Source organism: Lentibacillus halophilus (assembly GCF_055395055.1).
Genome location: NZ_AP043750.1, coordinates 1,809,651 through 1,833,050 on the forward strand (window position 1 = coordinate 1,809,651; position 23,400 = coordinate 1,833,050).

The 23,400-nt window shown below is 44.4% G+C and carries 16 protein-coding genes; 5 read left to right on the forward strand and 11 right to left on the reverse strand.

The window, feature by feature from the left end:
* The first annotated feature begins 4 nt into the window (after positions 1–4).
* On the forward strand, positions 5–1,831 hold the full coding sequence (locus ACZ5Q7_RS08920; protein WP_343751092.1) for a VWA domain-containing protein: 1,827 nt from the start codon (positions 5–7) through the stop codon (positions 1,829–1,831).
* Positions 1,815–4,604, forward strand: a complete 2,790-nt coding sequence (locus ACZ5Q7_RS08925; RefSeq protein WP_343751091.1) for a VWA domain-containing protein — start codon at positions 1,815–1,817, stop codon at positions 4,602–4,604. Before ACZ5Q7_RS08920 ends, ACZ5Q7_RS08925 begins: the two co-directional genes overlap by 17 nt.
* A gap of 250 nt (positions 4,605–4,854) precedes the next feature.
* On the opposite strand, the gene ACZ5Q7_RS08930 is transcribed toward ACZ5Q7_RS08925, so the two are convergent.
* The gene (locus tag ACZ5Q7_RS08930) at positions 4,855–6,066 is read right to left on the reverse strand and encodes an MFS transporter (RefSeq protein ID WP_343751090.1); all 1,212 of its coding nucleotides are present in this window, start codon (positions 6,064–6,066) and stop codon (positions 4,855–4,857) included.
* Between the two features lie 136 nt (positions 6,067–6,202).
* On the opposite strand from ACZ5Q7_RS08930, the gene ACZ5Q7_RS08935 reads away from it, so the two are divergent.
* Positions 6,203–6,634, forward strand: a complete 432-nt coding sequence (locus ACZ5Q7_RS08935) for a MarR family winged helix-turn-helix transcriptional regulator (protein WP_343751089.1) — start codon at positions 6,203–6,205, stop codon at positions 6,632–6,634.
* A gap of 134 nt (positions 6,635–6,768) precedes the next feature.
* Entirely contained in the window at positions 6,769–7,206 is a 438-nt protein-coding gene (locus ACZ5Q7_RS08940) for a PCYCGC motif-containing (lipo)protein (protein ID WP_425542341.1), read from the forward strand.
* A 36-nt stretch (positions 7,207–7,242) separates the two neighbouring features.
* On the opposite strand, the gene ACZ5Q7_RS08945 is transcribed toward ACZ5Q7_RS08940, so the two are convergent.
* The 9 genes from ACZ5Q7_RS08945 to ACZ5Q7_RS08985 form a co-directional block, all read right to left on the reverse strand.
* Positions 7,243–8,337, reverse strand: coding sequence for a GerAB/ArcD/ProY family transporter (locus ACZ5Q7_RS08945; protein WP_343751087.1), 1,095 nt, complete (start codon positions 8,335–8,337; stop codon positions 7,243–7,245).
* A gap of 44 nt (positions 8,338–8,381) precedes the next feature.
* Positions 8,382–8,609 carry a hypothetical protein gene (locus ACZ5Q7_RS08950; RefSeq protein ID WP_343751086.1) on the reverse strand — a complete coding sequence of 76 codons (228 nt, stop codon included), beginning with the start codon at positions 8,607–8,609 and terminating at the stop codon, positions 8,382–8,384.
* Positions 8,606–9,793, reverse strand: a complete 1,188-nt coding sequence (locus tag ACZ5Q7_RS08955) for a Ger(x)C family spore germination protein (RefSeq protein ID WP_343751085.1) — start codon at positions 9,791–9,793, stop codon at positions 8,606–8,608. The genes ACZ5Q7_RS08950 and ACZ5Q7_RS08955 overlap by 4 nt, the downstream gene beginning before the upstream one ends.
* Complete coding sequence (locus ACZ5Q7_RS08960; RefSeq protein WP_343751084.1) at positions 9,790–10,908, reverse strand: GerAB/ArcD/ProY family transporter; 1,119 nt, start codon at positions 10,906–10,908, stop codon at positions 9,790–9,792. The genes ACZ5Q7_RS08955 and ACZ5Q7_RS08960 overlap by 4 nt, the downstream gene beginning before the upstream one ends.
* Before the next feature lie 31 nt (positions 10,909–10,939).
* Positions 10,940–12,499: a spore germination protein gene (locus tag ACZ5Q7_RS08965; protein WP_343751083.1), complete on the reverse strand. Its 1,560-nt coding sequence runs from the start codon at positions 12,497–12,499 to the stop codon at positions 10,940–10,942.
* 145 nt (positions 12,500–12,644) lie between these two features.
* Positions 12,645–13,454, reverse strand: coding sequence for an ABC transporter ATP-binding protein (locus ACZ5Q7_RS08970; RefSeq protein ID WP_343751082.1), 810 nt, complete (start codon positions 13,452–13,454; stop codon positions 12,645–12,647).
* 161 nt (positions 13,455–13,615) lie between these two features.
* Positions 13,616–14,743, reverse strand: a complete 1,128-nt coding sequence (locus ACZ5Q7_RS08975) for a M20 peptidase aminoacylase family protein (RefSeq protein ID WP_343751080.1) — start codon at positions 14,741–14,743, stop codon at positions 13,616–13,618.
* A gap of 50 nt (positions 14,744–14,793) precedes the next feature.
* Positions 14,794–15,495, reverse strand: a complete 702-nt coding sequence (locus tag ACZ5Q7_RS08980; protein ID WP_343751079.1) for an N-acetyltransferase — start codon at positions 15,493–15,495, stop codon at positions 14,794–14,796.
* Positions 15,492–16,604: a mandelate racemase/muconate lactonizing enzyme family protein gene (locus ACZ5Q7_RS08985; RefSeq protein WP_343751078.1), complete on the reverse strand. Its 1,113-nt coding sequence runs from the start codon at positions 16,602–16,604 to the stop codon at positions 15,492–15,494. The genes ACZ5Q7_RS08980 and ACZ5Q7_RS08985 overlap by 4 nt, the downstream gene beginning before the upstream one ends.
* A gap of 650 nt (positions 16,605–17,254) precedes the next feature.
* On the opposite strand from ACZ5Q7_RS08985, the gene ACZ5Q7_RS08990 reads away from it, so the two are divergent.
* Complete coding sequence (locus ACZ5Q7_RS08990; RefSeq protein ID WP_464433198.1) at positions 17,255–17,305, forward strand: hypothetical protein; 51 nt, start codon at positions 17,255–17,257, stop codon at positions 17,303–17,305.
* A 232-nt stretch (positions 17,306–17,537) separates the two neighbouring features.
* On the opposite strand, the gene ACZ5Q7_RS08995 is transcribed toward ACZ5Q7_RS08990, so the two are convergent.
* The gene (locus ACZ5Q7_RS08995; protein WP_343751077.1) at positions 17,538–23,348 is read right to left on the reverse strand and encodes a DUF3320 domain-containing protein; all 5,811 of its coding nucleotides are present in this window, start codon (positions 23,346–23,348) and stop codon (positions 17,538–17,540) included.
* Positions 23,349–23,400 lie beyond the last annotated feature (52 nt).

The window sequence follows — 23,400 nt, forward strand, 5'->3', positions numbered from 1 at the left end:
AAGCATGGGGTTTTTAGCACCTGCGTCTTTCTGGTTTTTAACTGCTATTCCACTATTGCTGGTCTTCTATCTTTTTAAAAAACAGTATGAATCGAAAACCATTTCTTCTATTTATCTATGGCAACGAACGTTCCAAGAATGGGAATCAGACCGCTGGTGGAGGAAGCTTCAGAAAAATATATTACTGCTTTTACAACTCCTTATCCTGCTTTTTCTGATTTTTGCACTGACACGTCCGTTTCTTGCCGGGGATGACGTCGATGGCGATCATCTCGTTATCGTTCTTGATTCATCCGCAACAATGGTGGCTGAACAAGATGGGAAAACACGATTGACCAGCGCCAAACAACAAGCGACAGATCTTGTAAATCAGCTGGGTAATGAACAGAAGGTCAGTGTCATTCATGCGCAAAAATCTCCTGAATTGCTTGTCTCTCACTCGATGGATCATGGAAAGGCGCTTGAGTCAATTGATCAATTGCCCGTGTCTTACCGGCATGAGAATCTCCGTGATAGTGTGCAGTTAGCCCAATCACTCATGCAACAGGGGACAGGTGAAATACATATTTTTACCGATAATCTAACGGGTGAGGAGTTAAAAGAACGGGACACTGCCAGTCCAATCGTTGTTCATAACAGCCAATCAACACAAAAAAATGTATCGCTCCGAACATTTGGTGTCAAACAGATGGACAATCACGTTTCGGCACTTGTGACGGTAAAAAATGAAGCATCACAAGCCGCAGATGTAACGCTATCGATTCGTCATGATGGAAACAACCTGAAACAGGCAACCGAAACGATACCGGCAAACGAACAACAAACCATTCGGGTTAAGGACTTACCTGTTCACGATTATTATCAAGCGAAAATAGATGAGGATGTCTATGCGCTCGATAATTACACGTATGCATTATTGCCAAAAGACCATTCGCCATCGATTTATTTGGCGGGGGAAGTTAATCCATTTGTTGAACAGGCGTTGTTGTCAGCTGGCATACAGGTGACAACCGTGCCTAAAGACGAAAATGGCGATTATTCGTTTCCGGAAAACAAGCCTGAATCTATTTATCTATTATCCGGAGTGAAAGCAAAACAGTGGCCCACTGGACCTAAGTTAATCATTTCACCTGCTACTGGAGGCCCTTTTGACGTTCAAGAAAAGGAGTCATTAGACTATAGTCTGAAGCAAGTGGCAGATGATTCTATGTTAGCTTATTCCGATGTCGACAATGTTTATTTAAAGCAGTCATTTCCAATTGGTAATTGGCATGGTTTTAAGCCGCTTGTAAAAAGCGGGGAGCAAGTTGTGATGGCGAAAGGGACGTATGAGAACACACCGATGGTTATATTTGCTTTTGACCTGGATGATTCAGACTGGGCGCTGCAACCGGGTTTTCCGATTTTATTGGCCAATAGTGTGACAGCTCTGGCGGGAAGCGGAGATTCACTCGGCTACTATCAACCAATGGAAGCAACTGATATAAATCTGTCAACGACAACGGAGGAAGCGGTTATGGAACGGTTGGACGGGGAACATGTTACTGACGTTTCGTTAGACGAACAAGAAGTAACGATGCCTCGTCAGCCAGGTATTTACCAGCTCCATGAAAAAAAAGCAACCGGCTCATCGTATCGCCGCTTCGTGGTTCAATTAGATAACAACGAACGTACAGCTGAAACGAACGAATCATTTACGGTGGGTGCAGCGGAACAACAGTCGCAGGGAGCACAACCGTCGAAGCAGGAAATCTGGCGTATTTTTGCAAGCGTGGCGTTATTCATCTTGTTGATCGAGTGGGAGGTATATCGACGTGGCATTGCAGGTTGAACATCCGCTGTGGCTCGCTGGATTCATTCCTGTGGTTATTGTTCTTTATTTGTACTGGCGGTCGAACGCACGGTTAACTAGTGGACGAAAAATCGCGCTGACGGTGTTACGTGCACTTGTTTTTACGCTTGTGATGTTGGCGTTGGCCGGGGTGCAAATGCGCTGGTCCGTCGATCAAGTGGCTACGACATTTGTCGTTGACCGCTCACACAGTGCGATAGAAAAGGAACAAACCGCATTAAACCAAATGAATGAAGCGATGGAAGATAAGGCTCCGGAAGACAAGGCCGGGGTTGTTTCCACTGGCAGAAAGGCGGCCGTAGAAAAACCTTTATCAGATCATGTTAATGGTATTCGGTCATTTGAAACCGAAACAAATCGATCTTACACCAACTTAGCTTCTGGACTACAGCTTGGTGGCAGTATGTTTTCTGAAAATGATTCGGGGCGCGTCGTACTCATGACCGATGGCAATGAAAATATAGGGGATGCTGTCAGACAGGCGAGTTATTTACATAATCGCGGCTATGTTGTAGACGTTCTCCCTTTTTCGCCCGATTATAAAGACGACGTGGCCATCACCTCATTTGATGTTCCGGAAACAATTTATACGGGCGAACAAGCTCGTCTTTCCATGACAATAAACAGCAGCATGGATACGTCCGGTCAAGTTCGAATCAAACAAAATGGCCAAACCATTATTGACCAAACCGTTCAATTGAATAAGGGCAAGAATCAACTAGCTTTTAATCAGCTGGTTTCGACAGATGGATTTCTCACGTTTCGTGCTGAAATTGTCAGCGAGGGTGATCAAGTCGTGGAAAATAATCAGCTAGAAGCTTTCGCGGAAACAAAAGGTATGCCAAGCGTGCTGATTGTGGAGGGAAAAAGCGGGGCATCAGCTAACCTGAAGAAAGCACTTGATGCATCGGCGGTTCAAGTAAAAACCATATCACCCGATTTATTACCCGGGCAATTGAGCAGTTATTTGTCGTATGACACGATTATCTTCAGCAATGTGTCCGCACACATGATAACCGGCAAGCAAATGACTTTAATGGAGCGAGCGGTAAAAGATTTTGGGGTTGGTTTTATCATGACAGGCGGGGACCAAGCGTTTGGTGTTGGTGGTTATTTTAAAACACCGATTGAAAAATTGCTGCCGGTTGATATGGAGGTTAAAGGAAAAAAAGAACTGCCGTCGCTTGGCTTATCGATTGTTCTTGATAAATCAGGAAGCATGAATGGAAATAAGATCGCTCTGGCTCGTGAGGCGGCTGCCAGATCGGTTGAGCTATTAAGAGAAAAGGATACACTTGGTGTCATTGCGTTTGATGGTACACTGTGGCAGGTTGTTGAACCAGGCCCGATTGATGATAAAGAAGACGTGTTAAAGCAAATTCGTTCAATTACAGCAAGTGGTGGTACAGATATTTTCACTCCGCTGACACAAGCCTATGACCAAATGGATCCGCTGGAATTAAAACGAAAGCATATTATTTTACTGACAGATGGACAGTCAGCAACTTCGACGAATTATCGGCAAATGATTGAGGAAGCAAAAAACAATGGGATAACCTTATCCACAGTAGCCATTGGCAGACAAGCTGACGGACAGCTATTGAAGGAAATGGCGCAACTGGGTGGTGGTCGTTTTTACCAAGTGCACAATAATTCCAGTATCCCGACTATTTTATCACGAGAAACATCCTTAGTGACCAAAACGTACATTGAGGACGATCCATTTCACCCAAACGTTACTGCGGGCGGTGGTGAATGGGGATCTTTGTTTGAAAAAGGTGTCCCACAGATGAATGCGTATATTGCTACAACACTAAAAGGACGCGCACAGCAAGTGTTAACAAGTGAAAAAAATGACCCGGTTTTGGCGAGATGGCAATATGGATTAGGTAAAACAGTTGCCTGGACATCGGATTTATCCGGCGAATGGGCTGGTGACTGGCCAAAATGGGAAAATTGGTCGCCACTATGGAATGATATTGTGACTTGGACACTTCCACAATATCAGAAAAAATCTTATCATGTGTCGAAAGAAATAGAGGGAAATCAGGTGACACTTAATGTAAAAGCTGCAGATAATAAAGCGTCCAAATTAAACGCGACATTAGTACGTGATAACGGAGAGGACGTTCCCTTCAACTTACAACCGAAAGCGCCAGGTGAGTATCAGGGGTCTTTTGAAGCAGATAACCAAGGTGTTTACTTTTTACAGATCACCGAAAAACAGGGCGATCAAATCGTTGGTTCGTTCAAAACGGGAATCGTTGTTCCGTATTCACAGGAATATGCATTCACCCCTGCAAATGATCACTTGATTAAGGAAATAGCATCAGCAGGAGGCGGCAAGGTTATCGATGGCATGAACAATGTCTTTTCATCAAAAGGATTGCCTCCACGTTACGACAATCAAGACTTGTTTTATCTATTCCTGACGTTGGCGCTGATTTTGTTTATGATGGATGTCGCTGTAAGGCGGTTTCGAATGAACGTTGCTTTTGTAACCAGGATTAGCGAACGCTTTAAACGAAAACAAGAGAAAGAGCATGAGGGTACAGAGAAAAGGGCTGCACGGTTTAGCCAATTGAAACAAGCGTCAACAAAGCGGGTGAGCACCCAATCAAGTAAGGGTAAACCAGCTGCGAAAAAACAAACAAAACCGGTGAAACAAGCCAAAACCACAAGAAATGATAACGAAAATGAAAGCAAAGAAGACCGTCTGCAACGACTGCTCAAAGCCAAACGTAAAAAATGAGGGACAATGTGTATAGAATCATTGTCCTCCTTTGCTAGTAACGTGCTGCTCCACCGAGGAAAAGGGCACTCATGACGCTAATGAGTGCCCGAACGACGCGGTTTCACCGGGAAAAGGGCACTCATAATAGTGATGATTGACCAAACATCGCCGCTTCATCAGGAATAGGGCATTCAAGCCTTGCACACTAAAAATGCTTGGAATTGTTTCCAAGCATTTTTCATGAAAATGGTAACCAATGACCATGGCATTACCGAACGTGTTTAATATGCTCGTAGTTGATGACCATAATCAGCATCGCGCCAAGTACACATGCTCCAGCAACGATAAATGGTATAGCTGGATTATATATTTCAGCCAGTTTCCCCGCAGCAAATGGGGCAATCGCACCACCAATGAAACGGAGGAAGCTATAAGCAGCTGATGCGGTTGAGCGTTCCACATCGGTTGCGTTCATCACCGCGGTGGTTATAAGTGTATTATTATTGCCAAGCATAGCCCCCGCAGCGATGACGGCTGTAATCACAAGCCATTGTGTATCATGCCAAACGCCCATAGCAAGTAAAGCTACCGCAAATAAGACGAGCATGACAGCCATTGGTCCGACCACACCGAACCGTTCCTGCAGACGTGGGGCCATCGCAACAGAAGTAATGGCGAGCAGTATCCCCCAGCCTAAAAAGACGATTCCAAGACCGTGTTCATCCAATCCTAGAATAAACGGAGCGAATGCCAATAAAGTAAAAAACCCATAATTATAAAATGCGGCCGCAATAGCAAATACCAAAAGTGACGGATGTTTTAACGCCCTGAATGGATCTTTTAACGAGGTTTTCGGTTTGGCTTCCTGTTTTTTCTCGGCTTTTGGCATTAAAGTCGTTAATCCTATAAATGCAATAACCATAAGTGTTGCCACACCAAGAAATGGCCCTCGCCAGGACATCGCGCCGAGCCAGCCGCCGAGCAGTGGACCGACGGAAATTCCCAGGCCAATGGCTGCTTCATACAAAATGACGGCTTTGACATTGCCGCTTTTGGAAAGCGTCACAATGGCGGTTAAAGCTGTTGCCACAAATAGCGCATTGCCGAGTCCCCAACCACCTCGCAGGGCGATAAGCGTCCATATATCATTGGAAAGACCTCCAAGGCCAGAAAACAACGCAATGATGACAATACCGGATAAAAGCGTGCCTTTTAAGCCAATTCGTGACGAGATGGTACCGGTAATAAGCATAGCCACTGCCATGATGGCATTATAGCTTGTGAATAGCAACGTTACCTGACTCGGTGCAGCATCGAGCTGCTTGGCAATGGCCGGCAGTATCGGATCAACAAGCCCCAACCCCATAAAGGCAATAATAGCAGCAAAAAATACGGCCCAGACCGATTTTGGCTGTTTTAAAATGTGGTTGTCTTTTTCCTGTAGCTCTTCTGTTATATCCAATGGTTTTTCTTGTTGCATATCAAAACTCCAATCTATTTACGAGGTATTTTATCCAATAAATGATTGTACCATACAACTAAGTAATTGCATAGTACAACTTTATATAACTTGCTCACAGATGAAATGAATTATAGGATAGTCGTGAGGTGGTAACATGGATGATGAATCCTTGGAATTAATTGAGCAAGAAATAAGTGTTTTTGTAAGACGTGTTACTTTGACAGAAAAGCGCTTTGGCAATCTGGAACGTTCCGCATATATCTTGCTGCGTGAACTTTATCATCACGGTCCGATTGGGGTGAAAAAACTGGCAGAACAGCTACATCTTGATATGTCAACGGTCAGTAGACAAGCTGCAGCACTCGTTCAATCCCAATATATTGAAAAAATCCCGAATCCGAATGATGGCAGATCGTACTTTTATCAAATTACGACATCAGGTATCAAGGAAATGGAAGAGTACAGGCAACAGCGTTATCGTTATTTAGCTTATATTTTGGAGGATTGGTCAGCTGAGGAGCAGGCTTATTTCGGAAAACTGCTGCAAAAATATAATGCCATCGTTCATGAAAAAACCGACTGGTAAAGTGGGTACGGGTGCAAATAATGGTGTGACAGACTTCTTTTCAGATAAAATACATGGTATGATAAGAAAAACGACGCGCAAGAAGGAGTGTACAACCATTGAAGAAATATTTCGTAATAGGCTTTGTTCTGGTGATGGTGTTTGTAAGTGCTTGTTCAAGCGGAGAAAATAACGATAAGCCGACAAACAAAGCAAATACGGGAGATGTCCGTGAAACGACCGCTTCAGTCAATGAGCTCCCTTCATTTTTGGATGCCAAGTCGGATGATATGAAAAACCTATATACGGCGGTAGCAAACAGTCAGGATTTACTGGAATCCATTCCTTGCTATTGCGGCTGTGGTGAATTTGGACATACAAGCAACTACGATTGCTTTATCAACCAAAACAAGGATGACGGATCGCTGGTTTGGGATGATCATGCAACGAAATGTCAGGCATGTCTGGATATAGCAGCCGAATCGGTCGTTGAGTGGAATAAAGGCAAATCCATAAAAGACATTCGGAAAATGATTGATGAAAAGTACCAGGAAGCCGACTATCCGGAGCCAACACCAACGCCGGAAATCTAAAAAAGAGCGAGCTTTCCATTCCGGGAGGCTCGCTTTTTAATTAGAGCCTTTCGTAGCTTTTTTCCGTATCATTGCTACGAACAACAATAGAACGGGGATAAGCACATGGACCAGTATGTCATAAAAGGGCCATGTCGTAGCCAATACATGAGCAACTTTTTGTAAATTTGGTGCCGACCAAATAGCAACAATCACTAATAAAAACCCAAGCGGGTACACAAGCTGCTTATAATCAGACAGGTTCAACCATTGCGCCGTACCGATCACAAGCACATAATGAAAGACGGCAATTTTGACAAATGTGCCAGCAACCCAAATCGCCATAACAATCGACTCCAGATGTTGAAGGAACTCGGCTATACTTATAAATCGGACAGCGCTCATGACTGGATAAACAAATGTGGATGTGATGTCGCCAAGTAACAAAAGTGAAAATAAATTAGATATTGCCAGCGTAACCATGACTGCGATCACCGATAACGACCCCCATTTCAACCCTTTCTCACCTTTGCCTAACGATGGCAATAAGAAAGCGATGAGAAAAAATTGCATAAACCAACTCGATGAAATAAACCCGCCCATTATAGAAGGACCTGGTCCATTTTCCATAACCGGCAGCATGTTTTTAGGTTTCAAATCCGGAATGAGCATGATCGCAATAAACAGAAACAAAACAATGACCAACGGGACGAATATTTGCGCACTTCTTGCCATCGCTTCTATTCCACCGCGAACCGCGAATACACAGACGAATGCCATGGTTCCGAGTAAAATAACCATTGGCGTCTCTATAAGAAAATTGCCCTTAACAAACTCGCCATATTCTCTTAAAGAAATGGCATTAAGATGTAAGTAATAGACGAGGAACAGGAATCCGATTAATTTTCCCGGGATTCGTCCGACGATTTTTTCACTGTACTGGATGATCGTTTGCTCTGGATAGGCTTTATTTAATCGATAGGCTATAAAGACGGTCAGAAAACCGGTGATCGCCCCCCATACGGGAGATATCCACATATCTTGTTTGGCAAATTTACCTATGACGGATGGCGCTATTAATACAGCAGTGGCCATGATTGTTGCATAAAGCAAAATGGCCATCTGCATTGCGCTGATTCTTACTTTGTCCATCAATTGGCTTCACCCTCTCCTATCCATACATTGTCCAGCAGCCGTTATTTCTCCAGCAGTTTTCCTAAAGGCTTGAAGATGCTATCGACTAATTGGGTGGGTCCCGGCATTTCAGGAAAATAAACGAGCAGAACGGCCAGAACGACGCTGCCTATCGTGAATACCGTAAACGCTTTTTTTTCCTTTTTCTGATCTTTGGTCATTTTCGGCCACTCATAGAGGGTTATAAGAATGGCAATGACAACAATCCCGAGAACCGTTAACCATTTCATTTCTGTTCCTCCTTATCTGGCGGTACACCTTGTGGCCCCGTTGATCGACCCGGTCTTCTTATCTTTGCGGTACTTTGGATGTTGATTTCTAATTCAGGGAATTTCTCTTCCCACTTATTTTTTGCTTTTTTCCATTGATTTGGATAGGTGCGGTGAAACGCCTCGGCAAAATTAAATACATCGGCCTCCATCCCTTTTTGCACTTTGTCAAGTGTCATTTCAATACGCTTATCGATTCTTTTTTCCAGTTGTTTTTCCAGTTTTTTAGTTACTTTTGGATCCATCATGTCCAGCTTGGTTTCATTCTCGGCAACATCATCTTCAGTCGTGATGTTAACGGTCATCGTCCATGTTCCGTTTTTGATTTTTGGTTTTAATTCCGTACTCGAACGCAGCAGTTTAAAGGAGATATAACCTTTAGCATCTTTCGGTTTAATGGTGACGGTGGATAATTGGATCTGATCAATGAGCCATAGTAGCCCTCTTGTTACCTTATCATCGATTTGTCCAACCAATTGATCTTTTTTGAAAATCGCCGTTCCATTGACACGTAACCCCTCGCCAAGCTTCCCTTTATTGACACTAATTCGTGGCAATGCCACATCTCCCGACTCGCTGGCCATTTGTTGCAGCAGATCCTTGATTGTTACATTCATTCCAATTTGGAGCTGGGCCAGCTCTCGTGCCACTTCTGCTGAATCCACCTCGAGGTTTGGTATCACTTTTAAAATTTTACTTGCTTTCCCATCGGTAAAGAATACATTTGCCCGAAGGCGAGGATTGGGAAACCGGGCAAAAAAATCGATATGCTTTCGAATGCCTGCTTCAGCCAACGATTTGCCAATAATGACAACACGGTTATGCCCTTCAAAAAGCTTCCGTGAGAATTGTTCCTGCAGTTTGGATCTGGCATCAAATATCGTTTTGCCAACAGCTGTCTCAACAGTTACGGGATTTCCGCCGCTTTGCCCGCCACCGCTGTTTCCTTGTCCACCTATGGCTTTCGGGTTAATGATTTGTACTGACAATTTAATATCGCCTTCATCTGTCTTATTGATTCCCATTCCTGAAACAATTGCCAAATCATTAACTTCCGCCCGGTCCCAGCAGCCTGAAAGAAAAATAGGGATCAAGCATAAGAGAAGCACATGTTTCCGATTTCCTGTCTTTCGTAAGAGTTTCATGATTTTCTCCTTTCAACGTTGCTGCTTTGCAGGGAAATCTTTTTCCGTGCCATAGCTGTCAGCAGCAATAGAATCGGAATGATCGTCAGGAAAAAAAGGACATAAAAAGGCCAAGTGGTGCTTGAGAAATGGGATAGCTTTTGCAAACTAGGAGCACTCCACATACTGACAATGATTACCAGAAAACCCATCGGAAACACAATCGGGCGATAGTCGGATAACTGCAGCCACTGAGCCATACCGACGACAATGGCGTAGAAGAAAACAGAAATTTTGATAAACATACCTGTGACCCATATGGCCATAACGACAGCTTCAACATGCTGCAGAAAATCGGCTACACTGATGTAACGTGCCGCATCCATAACCGGATAGGTAAACGAGGAGGTGATATTACCAAACAAAAGAAGCGCGAACACATTCGTTATGATCAACGTTATCATGATAAGCGCTGTTGACAGCATCGCCCATTTCAACCCCTTCTCTTTATGATGCAAGTAAGGCAGCAGAAAAGAGATAAGAAATAATTCATTAAACCATTGGGCAGGGATAAACGCCCCCTTGATCGATGGGGCCACGCCTTTACCCATAATAGGGGATACATTTTGTGGGTTTAACGAAGGAATTAATAACACAACGATAAACAGAAATAACACGATAAAGACAGGAACAAAAATCTGTGAGCTTCTTGCCACGACTTCCAGCCCGCCACGAACCGTTATGGCACAGACAAAGGCCATACTTGCAACAGTAACGATTAATGGTGTCTGCTGAAGAAAATTCCCAGTCACAAATTCCCCGTAATCCCGCAAATTCATACCATTCGTATGAATAAGGAAGAATAATAAACCGAAACCGATCAGCTTTCCAGGGACTGTACCTGCAATCGTTTCACTGTATTGCAGCATTGTTTGTTGCGGGAAGTAGCTGTGGAGGCGGTATGCGATAAAAACTGAAAAATAACCAAAAAGGGACGCCCAGATGGTTGACAGCCACATATCCTGTTTTGCAAATTCGCCTGTAGTAGCCGGCAAAACGAGAATGGCCGTCGCAACAACGGTTGGATAAAGTAAAACGGCCATTTGCAAAGCACTGATTCGTCCTTTTTCTATCATCTGCGTCCACCTCGTTTCTAAAAACGTTAGATTACTCTTTTCCCCGTATTGGACCCGGCTTTTGCCCGGAAGATTGACGATATTTATCATATTTTCCGGTCAGGCGTGGCCGTTTATTTAATTTCCACCAAGGCGAACGTACTAGTACATCCTTTATTTCACTGAAATGCATTGGAGCCATTGGACTCAGGTAAGGAACACCAAATGAGCGCAGTGTCGCCAAGTGCACGATAATTATAATTATTCCAAGCATGATGCCAAGTAATCCTAGGGTTCCGGAAAGGAAAATCATCGGAAAGCGCAGCATACGGATAGTAAAGGCTACTGAATAACGCGGAATGGTAAACGAGGCAATCCCCGTTATAGCCACAACGATAACCATTGGCGCGGAAACAATACCGGCTGAAACCGCCGCTTCGCCAATAACGAGCGCCCCCACAATACTCACCGCAGACCCTACCTGTTTAGGCAGTCGCACCCCTGCTTCCCGCAACGCTTCGAATGTTATTTCCATGATCAGTACTTCCACAAGTGCTGGAAATGGAACCTGTTCTCTCGATGCAGCCATACTGATTAACAGCGACGTTGGTATCATTTCCTGATGATAGGTGAGTACCGCTACATATAACGCTGGAAAAAGCAGTGACATAACAAGGAAAAGGTATCGAAGCCAACGAGTGGCCGTAGCCATTATGTAACGTCGGTAATAATCCTCATTCGACTGCAATAGCGAATAAAGCGTTGTCGGCACAACGAGTGAAAAAGGCGTCCCGTCAACCAATATCGAAACGCGGCCTTCAAGCAAATTGGCTGTTACCGTATCCGGCCGCTCCGTCGCCAATGTTTGCGGAAAAGGGGAGGATGGGTCATCTTCAATGAATTCTTCGATGACACCACTTTCCAGAACGCCATCGACGTCAATTCGATTCAATCGATTGGTCACTTCTTCGATTAACGTTTTGTCCACTAATCCCTCCACATAGGCAATGGAAACGCTTGTTTTGGTATAATGCCCTATTTCCATCGATTGCATTTTCAGTTTGGGACTTCTGATTTTGCGCCTTAACATCGATGTATTGACGGTTAAGGTTTCCACAAAGCCCTCTCGCGGCCCCCGTATCACTTTTTCGGCGTCCGGTGATTCCACCGAGCGCTTTTCCCATTTGGATAAACCTAAGGAAAATCCCGTTGAACTGTTGTCTGCTAGAACGACCGGCTTTCCGGCAGAAACAGCTTGGACACAGTCCGAGAATGTGGTGGCTTCGTTTGTATCGGCAACAGCTACCGTGTTTTTAATCAAGGTATCCACCTGCTGCTCCTGATCGCTGTCTGTTGCTTTCATGAGCGGTGAAAGCACACTGTCATCGATCTCCTCGGTATTGGATAACCCATCTATGTAAAGAAGAATAGCCTGATGCTTTCCACCAATGGTAAAAGGGTGCACGATGACATCGGAACAATTTTCATAAATCGATCGCAGCTGGTTTTCATTATCAGTTATATTGTTATAGAGCGGCTCCTGTTCCTGATTTGATTGTTTCAGGGTCGACTGCTTATTCTTTTTTTCCTTTTTACGCCATTTTCGCCACATACAATCACCCTCTCCAAAAACCGAAGAATATACTATTTTTGTAGTATGTGTGATGTTTGGAATTTTATTCTTAATTGTATAGGTGAAAGGGTGTAAGACGAACAAAAAACACCTTCGTCATTTGGAAGGTGTTTTAAGCTTATCCCTATTCATTTGTTTCAAAAGTCGTTTCTTGTAACGATATCCATTTGCGGCCATTTTGCTCGATTGCTTCAACAGGAAGTTGATAAAACTGTGATAGCGTGGGCTTGGACAATATATTTTCCGTGTTTCCTTGTTCAAAAACGGTCCCTTCCCGCAGCAATAACGTATGACTGAAGATCGGCATGATTTCCTCAATATGATGCGTAACGAAAATGATAGTAGGTGCATCCGATTGTTTTGCCAGCTGCTCAATGGAAGCAAGCAACTCTTCGCGTGCGATAAAGTCAAGGCCGTTGGTAGGCTCATCAAGAATGAGTAACGCCGGTGCGGCCATCAGACCACGGGCAATCAGAACTTTTTGCTTTTCTCCCTGTGAGCATGTTTGGTAAGACCGACCATATAGATTAGCGCACCCAATCTGTTCCATCACCTGATAAGCTCGTTCATAATCATCGTGTGTCGGCTCATCGTATAGTCCAAACGATGCAAATTTACCGCTGACTACCACTTGCTCGACACGATCAGTTCCAGTTCCCTTGATTCGTTCTTGCAGCGATGAACTGACCCAACCAATTGCTTTACGCAGCTCACGAATGTCCGTTTTTCCAAATGTCTGTCCGAGGACACGAACAGTTCCTGTCGTCGGCCAAATATAGCCATTTACCATATTCAAAAGTGTTGTCTTACCGGATCCGTTCAACCCGAGAATCGCCCAATGCTCGCCTTTGGAAACCCGCCAATTGATGGTATGTAAGATGGTTTCATCAGGTCTTTTCCATGAAACGTTTTCGAAATGGATCACGTTCGTCAAAGGGTATTCCTCCCCGTCTATTACTAGTCTTTCAGCTACTTTTGCTTATGTTGTTTCGCTTTTGTTTATTATAGCAAATGGCTACTATTCTGTAATCTTTATAGTCATTTTAGTGGACAAATAGTGATGTTTTGATGGTATTGATTATGTCTGAAAACGTACTAACTGTCATCACGGTACACGCCTTTAACCGCTTCGTACAATATGTCGACCCCGTTCATTAACGCATCATGATTAAAGGTCATATCCGGGTGGTGGAGGCCGGGTTTTAGGTCACATCCCAGGCCAAGCATGGTGGCTTTTAAGTCCGGGCGCTTAATCGTGTAAAAATGAAAATCGTCTCCACCCGGCGTGATGAGTGGCGCATCGACATGGGCCTCCCCGAGTACCCGGGCTGTGGCGTTTTCCATGATTTGAATGGCTTCGTCGTTAACGGCTGCTGCCGGGATGTATTCCATGTCCGTTATCGGGATTTCCACCCCATGGATACTTTCCATTGCCTGAAAAATATCTTTCACCTTACGCGTTAAATCATCCATCGTCTGATTATCCTGTGTGCGCATATCGACCGCAAACGAAGCATTACCTGGAATGATATTCGTATTTTTGCCCCCGGCGGTAATGTTGGTCATTTTTACCGAATGGGGGATACGCGGGTTCAGGTGAATATTGTTAAGCTGACTGACGATGGCCGATGCAACTTCAATTGCGTTGGCGTTCAAATGCGGACGGGCCGCATGAGCATCATGGCCGTTGATGTCAGCTATATACGTGGTGTTCGCCCCGTGGACAATGACCGGCGCTGCGTTATCCATCGTAGTTTCCTCGATCGGGCGGAGGTGGATGCCAAATAAATAATCGACATCATCGACCACGCCTTTTTCCACCATTTTGAGTGCGCCTTCTCCTTTTTCTTCGGCGGGCTGAAAAATGATCTTCAAGGCTACTTTATTTTTCAGCGCAGGATCGTCTGTTATTTTCGATACCAATCCAAGTACCATCGCCATATGCGCATCATGCCCGCAGGAGTGGTTGGCCTGGAATGTCCCGTTCACTTCTTGCCACAGCGCATCCATGTCGGCGCGGATAGCTACGACAGGCAGGTTGCTGTCAAAATGGCCGTATTCGCCGACAACGCCTGTGCAGTCCGAAAACGTCGTCACGGTACACCCGTATTCCTTCAAAATGGATGCGATATACGCCGTTGTTCCTGTTTCTTCCCAGCTAATTTCGGCATGCTGGTGCAAATGGTGAAACGCGTCTGCCACACGATTCTCAAGTTTTGTCATTATTTCACCGCCTTTACCAATTTCATACATCACGACTGAAAATGGTCACTCTACCGTTGATACGTGACCGCATATGTTCCAGCGTTGTCTTGAATAGACACCCCACGATAGCCGGCTTCCAGTAAATGCTGTTGGGTTTCCGTCTTACCCATGTCAACGGTTCTTACGTCATTCGTGGAAGGCTTGTCATCCGATAAAAAATCTCGGAAAAGCACATAGCGCATTTTCCCGTTGTATGTTTCGATGAGCGCAACGATTTCCATTCCGAGCGCGAGCTTATCCTTCAGACTGGCGATATTGAACGGGGCAACCGTTGTCGCCACATACCGGAAGCATTCTCTATCAACATTCGCCATGACCAGGTTGCCCATATATCGCTGCAGCCCATTGCCGCGATAATCAGGGTGGACGACCGAAATTTCGGAATGGATCAGCTTTGTAAAATCTTCTTCCTTGAGTCCAATCTCCATCCCGAGATGCTCCGGATGCTCGACCCCAGGCACCATCATGGCCCGAAACGCAATCAAGTCTTGGTTGACGAACGTTCCAATCATAAACCCGTTCCCCGATAAAATAGATTCAAATTCCTCTGTTGTAAGCGGTTGAAGGTATTCAGAATGGTCCAATGATGCTTTTACAAAGGCTTGCAGTCGCTGAATGTCCGCAAGATCAGTCATGACGAGCTTGTGGACATGAAATGGCTCGCCGGTTGTCTTCAGTTCACCTTTGGCAAGGACGGATGTTTCCATCATGGTGTAACCTCCTCTGAATAAAGGGTTAAATCGTGGAGGATGCGTTCATCAACATCCACGCCAAGTCCCGGCTGTTCATTCAATTGGATAAATGGCACGTCATAATGCAGATTGCCGATATCCCGGGAAAACTTAAGTGGACCGGTGAGCTCGACACTTGTTATCATTTTTTTGGAAAAAGCCACATGAAATCCTGCTGCTGAACCAATTGATGACTCCACCATGGAGCCGACTTGGCAGTCCATACCAGCCATTTCAGCCATAGCTGCTAGTTTGGCAGCCGGATACAAGCCGCCGCATTTCATTAGCTTAATATTCACTTTCTCGGCAGCCCGTTTGGCAATAATTTCTCGCATCTCCTTGAAACCAGTGAGTGCTTCATCGGCCATAACCGGTACCGTAGCCTTATCTTTTACTTCGGCAAGGGCATCAATATCAGATGCTGTTACCGGTTGTTCCAGCCAGTCAAGGGATACGTTGTGTAAATCATTTAGTGCCTGTAATGTGGTAGCAGCTGATTGCCACCCCTGATTGACATCAACGCGAATCTGAGCGCGGTCGCCAACACGTTCGGAGATGGCTTTAATCCGGTCGACATCATCCTGTTTATCGTAGCCCACTTTCAGTTTAAACGATGTATAGCCCTTGGCAACATGATTCTCCGCCTTGTCGGCCATATTTTCCGGCGTATCAATGCTGAGTACATGGGTAATAGGAAACGTGTCATGGAAGCGGCCGCCAAGCAGGGCATAAGCGGGTACACCAAGCGCTTTTCCGGCAATATCGAAACATGCGATATCCAGTGCAGCTTTCGCGGTCGGGGCGCCAAGAATTGCCCGGTCCATCGTGTCGTGCAGTGCTTCCAAATTCAGTGGATTTTCACCAATGAGATGGGGGGCAAGCGTCTTTGTGATTACATGATAAACACTTTCGACCGATTCACCTGTCACATGTTCATCCGCAACGCCTTCCCCGTAGCCCGTCCAGCCATCGTCTGTCGTCACTTTTACAATGACCGACGGCATCTTGTCGTAGGAAACATAACTGATTGTGAATGGTTCGATTAATGGTAGTTCAATGACAAAAGCCTCAATGGTTGTTATTTTCATAGAAATCTCCTTTTGTGTTTGGTATATTTCTTTTTTCTTTTATCTAGTCTATCAGATGACGGTACATTAAGTATGAAAATACATCGGATTGCATTGATTTTCCTGCAAAATACGAAAATTGTCAATTGAATTTGAATGGAGAGGGGGGGAGTGTTTCGATTTTTGAAGGCGGTCAGGAACGTAATGGGTGCCAGATCCAAGACTTTGATGCAATGGGTGAAAGGGTAAACAAATTGCAGGACAGTATGGATCTGCTTGCCAGGAAAACTTCGAAAACGAAACCGAAATATACAGAATCAAAAAGGCAATCGGTCAGCAATGAAATGAACGCAGTCCAAATGGAGTGTTTTTTATTTAGTGGCCCGCGGGAAAATCCCCGCAAGAGAAAGACGTGCGTTTATGCCAGTCTGATCCCATTTCTAATCAGGCACGCCGAAATTATATATGCCAGGCACCCAGACCATTCTCGGACGTTTTGAGCGCTCCCACCTGTTTAAAAGAATATGCAGAAAATGTCGTGGCTATATAAGGGTGAATCTATGTCATCATAAATTCAGTGTAGTAAGGCTTTCATGGGTGGTGGCTCACTCCCTTTTCATCTATACAGAAAGGGGGTGATGCTAATAACAGTGTACGAGTCATTGATTGTAATGATATCGTTTGCGGCTCTTGTAGTTGCCATTCTGTCAGAAAAGAAATAACCACCCTGTAGGGCCTAGCAGGCATTCAGGGTGATCATCTTTACTCTAATGTGAGTCGCCCCCTTGAAGGGCTGTTACATATCTATTTATATTATACATCATTTGTTGGAATAATAAAATTAAAATGTCTGTGACTACTCCAATGACTGGGAATAGAATATGTGTGTTATTTTTCGCATGTGTATCTACAAAATAAAGGAGTCCCAAACAAGGTTTAAGACTCCAATTCCTATTATCCTGTAATCTCTATATTTTCCTTGTCATCTGCTGTGATTAACCCTTTTTCAATATTGAAATCAATAGCTTCCTGAACGTACTTCTCTGTGTTATTGCTGGTCCGGTTGTAGCCGAGCTGCTTGGATATCTCGCGCATCAGATCGGCTTTTGGCAGGCGAAGTGCCGTTTTTGTGATGCCCAGGACGCCATTAGCATATTCAATCTTACTGATATCCTGTAAAGCTCTGCGCTCATGTTTCGTCACTCGAAAGTCACAGTAGGTTTCGAATTGCTCTTCATCTAGCCAAATGAATTTTCCTTTTTCTTCTGTTGTTTCGTAAAATCCTGAATTGGTTAGGGCATTTTGGATAACTCTTTCCAACTTGGTACCGCTTCTTGAGAATCCCCAGGCATTGATAATTAGTTTGGTTAATCTGGAAAAGCTGACCGGTGCTTCTTGATGGATGACTTGCTTGATTTGTTCCCGGATGATCGGTGTGGCCTCATACGTGTAGAAGTCGTCATTTAGCCTGTGAACGTCTTCTAACACAGCTGGTTCATAAAAGGTTTCTTTCTGTTTGGCTTCTTCCGGTAGGGCAAGCTCGTCAATTTTTGCACGGATAGATTCCTGTTCTTTTTTAGGTGGCGTCTCCGGTTTACTGGCCGCCTTTGCTTGATTTTCAATAGTCTCAAGCTGGGCTATCAATTCCGTTATTTGTTTTTCTTCGTTGTGCCACCATTCCACTGACCAGATTTTAATAATATGCCAGCCTAATCTGCTAAGCATAAGATCTCCCAATTTATTGCGGTCACGCGTTGTGGTGCGGCTTGCGTATCGGTGGCCATCCAGCTGAATGGCGGCAAGGTATTGTCGGTTGTTCCCTTTATCAACGACTGCCAGGTCAACTTTGAAGGCACTGTTTCCAACGTTTGTTTCCACCTCATACCCGTGCTTCTGTAGTGCTGTCTGTATTTTTGGAATGATGACGTTGGAATTTACTTGTTTGCTATTTGGCCGGTTTTCCATGGTTAATGCCAGATTGCCTTTTTTCGCGAATTCCATAAATGCTTTCAGGCTATGCACGCCTTCCGCTTTGGTCCGTGATAGATTGATCTGATCCGGTTCCATGGAAGCAACAATCATCATTTCTTTTTTGGCACGGGAAACGGCCACATTCAGGCGACGCCAGCCTCCTTCACGATTCAACGGTCCGAAATTCAGAGTCATATGCCCGGTTTGATCAGGGCCGTATCCAACAGAAAAGAGAATAACATCCCGTTCATCACCTTGAACATTTTCCAGGTTTTTAACGAAGACAGGTTCCTCGACTTCATCGGTAAAATATTTCTCCAGAGAGGCGTCCTGTTTAAGCCGCTCATCAATCATATCTTCAATCAATGTTTGTTGCGGCTGACTGAATGTAACGACACCAATGCTTTGATGCTGTTTTTCCGGGTCCGCCAGTCGTTTAAAAATTTCATTGACAATCGCTTCTGCTTCCATTTTGTTTTGTTTCGTTTTTCCGCGATCATATACACCACCCACATTTCGGAAGGATACCCGTGAATGAATATCATCGATCGATGGGAAGGTGACAAGTTTGTTTTCGTAAAATTGATTGTTGGAAAACGAAATGAGACTTTCATGTTCACTTCGGTAATGCCACCTTAAATGTTTTTGCGGCAGCCGTATCGCCAGACTATCATCTAGAACACTTTCCAAGTCCTGCAGGTCAAAATTATCCTCTTCCTGTTTGGTGCCAAAAAAGTCAGTTGGCGGCAATTGTTTCGGATCGCCAACAATAATGACGTTTTTCCCTCGTCCCATCGCCCCGATTGCTTCACTGGTCGGAAGCTGTGATGCTTCATCAAATATAATCAGATCAAATCTCGGAAATGATGGGTCAAGATATTGGGCAACGGACAAAGGACTCATCAGCATGCACGGTTTGATTTTAGGCAACAGGTTTTTAATTCGGTCAAATAACTGGCGAATGGCAATACCTCGCCCTTTGCTGCGAATAGCCTTGGCCAAGATGCCGGGTTCGGAACTTTCGATGGCATTGTTCAGCAAATCAGGGACACGATCCATTAATTTCACATAGACTTCTAACCTAGTCAGTTCACTGATTTCATCATCAAGGTTGTAAAAGTTGTCGAGTTTATTCTCGAAGCTTGCTTTCGAAAACTGGGCCAAACGTTCACGATTTGAAATTTCTTCATCAATCCGGATACGGTAAAATCCATATAAATAGGAAGGGAGAAGTTCGTGATCGTCCAGTTCCCCTGCCAAGTAAGGCTTGGTCACATGGTGTAATCCGAATGATTCTGCTTCCTGGATGGCGCTTGCCAGCTGACAGTTATCTTTCAGCTGTGGCAATGCATTCAACAAGTTGGCAGCTTTGTTTTTGACGTTGTTTGCCCAGTCCGGCTGTTCAGGTTCATGTAAACCCTCGGCAGCTAATTCTTTCTCAACGGTTTCCCAGTGTTTCATGATGGCTTCATAACCCGCTGTATACGCGTTCATATGCTGTTGCATCTGAGACGTTGTCAGCTGCTGCTTGTTGTCCTGCAGCTGTTGCGCCATAGTTGCCAGCGTATCCTGTGACGGCTGTAATGCTTCGATAGCCGACCGGACGTCGCGCATCCATTGGACGGCAACTTCCATGTCGTCCCACATACCAGCACCGTCATTCCATAAGGCGGGGAAATATTCTTTCATGCGATCATCATGTTGCTGCAAAAATGCTTGTTTCTCCTGTATCCCGCGAACGCTGGTAATGATGGATTCCAGTTCATTTGTCTCGATTTTATCTTTTGTTTTCAAGTATTTCTTCAGTTCTTTTTTGATTTTCCCTTTATCCAGTTTTTCCTTTATAAACCAGCTGTTTTCGGCGAGTCGTAAATCCTGCAACATGGTTTCGGTATCAATTGTTAAAGCAGCTTTGTCGAAACGTTCCTTTATTTTGTCGGCTGCTTCATCGTGCTGTCTGCCAGTGCTGACCACATCATGAATTTTTGACTGAAGCTGGTCGAAATGTTCTTTGCCGATAAGGGTTAAATTGGCGTCTGGCATGTTCGTTAGATAAGGGATTAGCTTATCAATAAATGTGTACCATTGGTGATTTCGGCTGTCATGTGACAATCCAAGCGCACGAAAAGCCTCCTCTAATGGCTGAAGCTTTTCCGCAGCAGGTGCAATGCCCTCCAATTCCGCTTTGACTGTATCCTGCAGACTCAAGGAATAATTAGTTTGTTTGATCCCAATCCATGGGTTAGCTGCCACACTGCCACATGTTTCCCCGATAACAGCAATGTTTTCAATCAGCTGCCTGACGCGTTTTAGTTTTACTTCATCGACTTTCATGACCTTATCTCGCTCAAATTCGATCATGATCTGTGGCTCCGTCAAGTCGGAATAGGTTTCAATCATCTCAAAAATACTCTGGCCAAGCGATGTTGACTGATGAAGTTCATCGACATATTGATTCAATTCTTTCTTTAGTGCTTTGATTTCCTCAAACTTGTTATCCCAGTCTGTCCCCTTCACTTTACGCTGGGCCTCGAAGGATGTCTCCAGCTGATTAAGGATATCTTTTTTCTGTCCTTTATTCGAGTAAACCTCCAGGCAAAAATCACCTAGGCCAATTGATGCCAGCCGGTTTTGTACGACATTCAATGCAGCCATTTTTTCGGCAACAAACAGAACACTTTTTCCAGTTGCAAGTGCATGGGAAATCATGTTTGTAATGGTTTGTGACTTCCCTGAACCAGGGGGACCATGCAACACAAAACTTTGGTCCTCACCAGTTGCCAGAACCGCCTCTGTCTGGGTACTGTCTGAACTTAATGGTGCATAAACCTTTGCTTCTTCATCCTCTTTTGCAGTCAGTGAATCGGTGAATGAAGCCTGACATTCCCAAGTATACGTTCCTTCCATTAAGCTGTTCACGACTTTATTTTCTTTTAATTCCTCTGCATGGTTCACAAGGTCATTCCACATGACAAACTTGGAAAAGGAGAATACACCAATACTAGCATTCTCATAAACGTCCCAATTCGTCATTTGCATAATGATCCGGCGCATCGTCGTTAGAACTTTCCTGACATCAGCACCATAATCGTCTTCCGGAATGTTGTATAATCGCGATGCATCAATCCCAAACGTTTGCTTCAGGTATTCAATTAGGGAGATGTTGATTTGAATCTCTTCGTCCCGCGCCCTGATATAATAGCCTTTTTTCGCAGACATCCGTACCAGATCGACAGGCAGGAGCAGAATTGGTGCAAAGCGTTCTTGGGAATAGGACTTCGGATCATACCATTTCAAAAATCCAAGCGCGATAAACAGCGAATTGGCGCCGGTTTCTTCCAGCGTATTTTTGGCTTTCCGGTACAGTTTCACGAGTTCCTTTTCCAATTTTGTCTCTGTCAGGATTGAACGCAACCGGTTATGTTTCATATCATCTGCTAATATGTTGCTGGTCAGAAGTTCCTTTTGATCTCGGAAATCCCGGACCTTATGCTGCCACTCGTTCGGGAGCGGCTGTATAAACACTTTCTCGCCCATGGACAGAATATCCTCAATCTGATCAAGACCGGATGTGACAACCGGAATGCCCTGTGTATGAATGCGATAGTTTAAAAGACTATTACGAAGGCTCATATCAATTAACTTATTTTGCCAATAATTGATTTTACTCTCCTGCTGATTGAATTCTTCCGTCGATGTCTCATGTTCAGGGATAATCTCCACTTTCTCGAAATCAAAGTTATCATTGATTCGGACAGGTTCTTCCGGCTGGACAGCAGCCTGAATCTTTGCCCCGGCGTTTGCTTGAATGGACAGTGGTTTAATTTGGCCAATCCGGCTTCGGTGGACATCGATGAAAAATTGGAAGTAGTCCGGTTTGTTCAACGTACTTTCCGCGGAATGCACCGCACTGTTAAAATTGGATCTTTCATTGGTTAATAAAGTGGATTCCACCACGACAATCTCATTAATACCACCTGCCATATTTTTGCTGAGCAGACTTTTATCATCTTGAAAACTTTCTGGCGATGCAAAATCGTTCAGCCAAAAAGCAGGATAGGCATGATCTCGGAAAAATACGACGATAGGGTGGATGCCGATTGCCTCCGCACAAGCAGCATACAATAACGTTAAATCTAGACACGTCCCCAGCCGTTGTTCTTTAATGACATCAGGGAAGCGGATTTTCTGTCCATCTGCTTCAAAGCTTGCAGGCGGATTGGCATATGTTATCCCATAGGACTGAATAGCCGAAAAAATAGCAGACAACTGTGCAATAACCCGATTTGGATCACCACTTTGGTAGCCATCCATCGCATTCGAATCCGTGTTTTTCTGCATGATCCGGGATGCTTGTTTGATAATCTCCATCACAAATGGCCGGTTTGGTGTAATAAAACTGGAAATGATCTCCGGCAGTACCGTAGATCCGGGCCAGGAATCAAAGGAGAGAATGTCAACGGGTAAATTTATATGATACAGTTCATCCTCACCAGTTGTAACTTTTATTCCAACATTTCCTGTCATGCTTTCTTCCAAATTACTGAGAAAATCGGCTGATAGCTGTATGTCAGGATGGAGTTTCACAACTTCTCCGGGGTCCAGTTCTTCAAGGTGTATCGTTTTGGGTTCAAAGAAAGAAGGATTAGACGTTATCTCAATGTCAAGGTTTGCAAGTTTATCAGCACATTCATTTTCAATGGACAAATACTTCATAAATGGAACATGATTCTGCTGCAAAGCAAAACTTACCTTGTCATCATATTCGTAATCACAGGTTATGGATGGTTCCATGGTTATACCCCCTTTTGCGCCACTTTTATTCTATTGGGTCTTATTGACTATT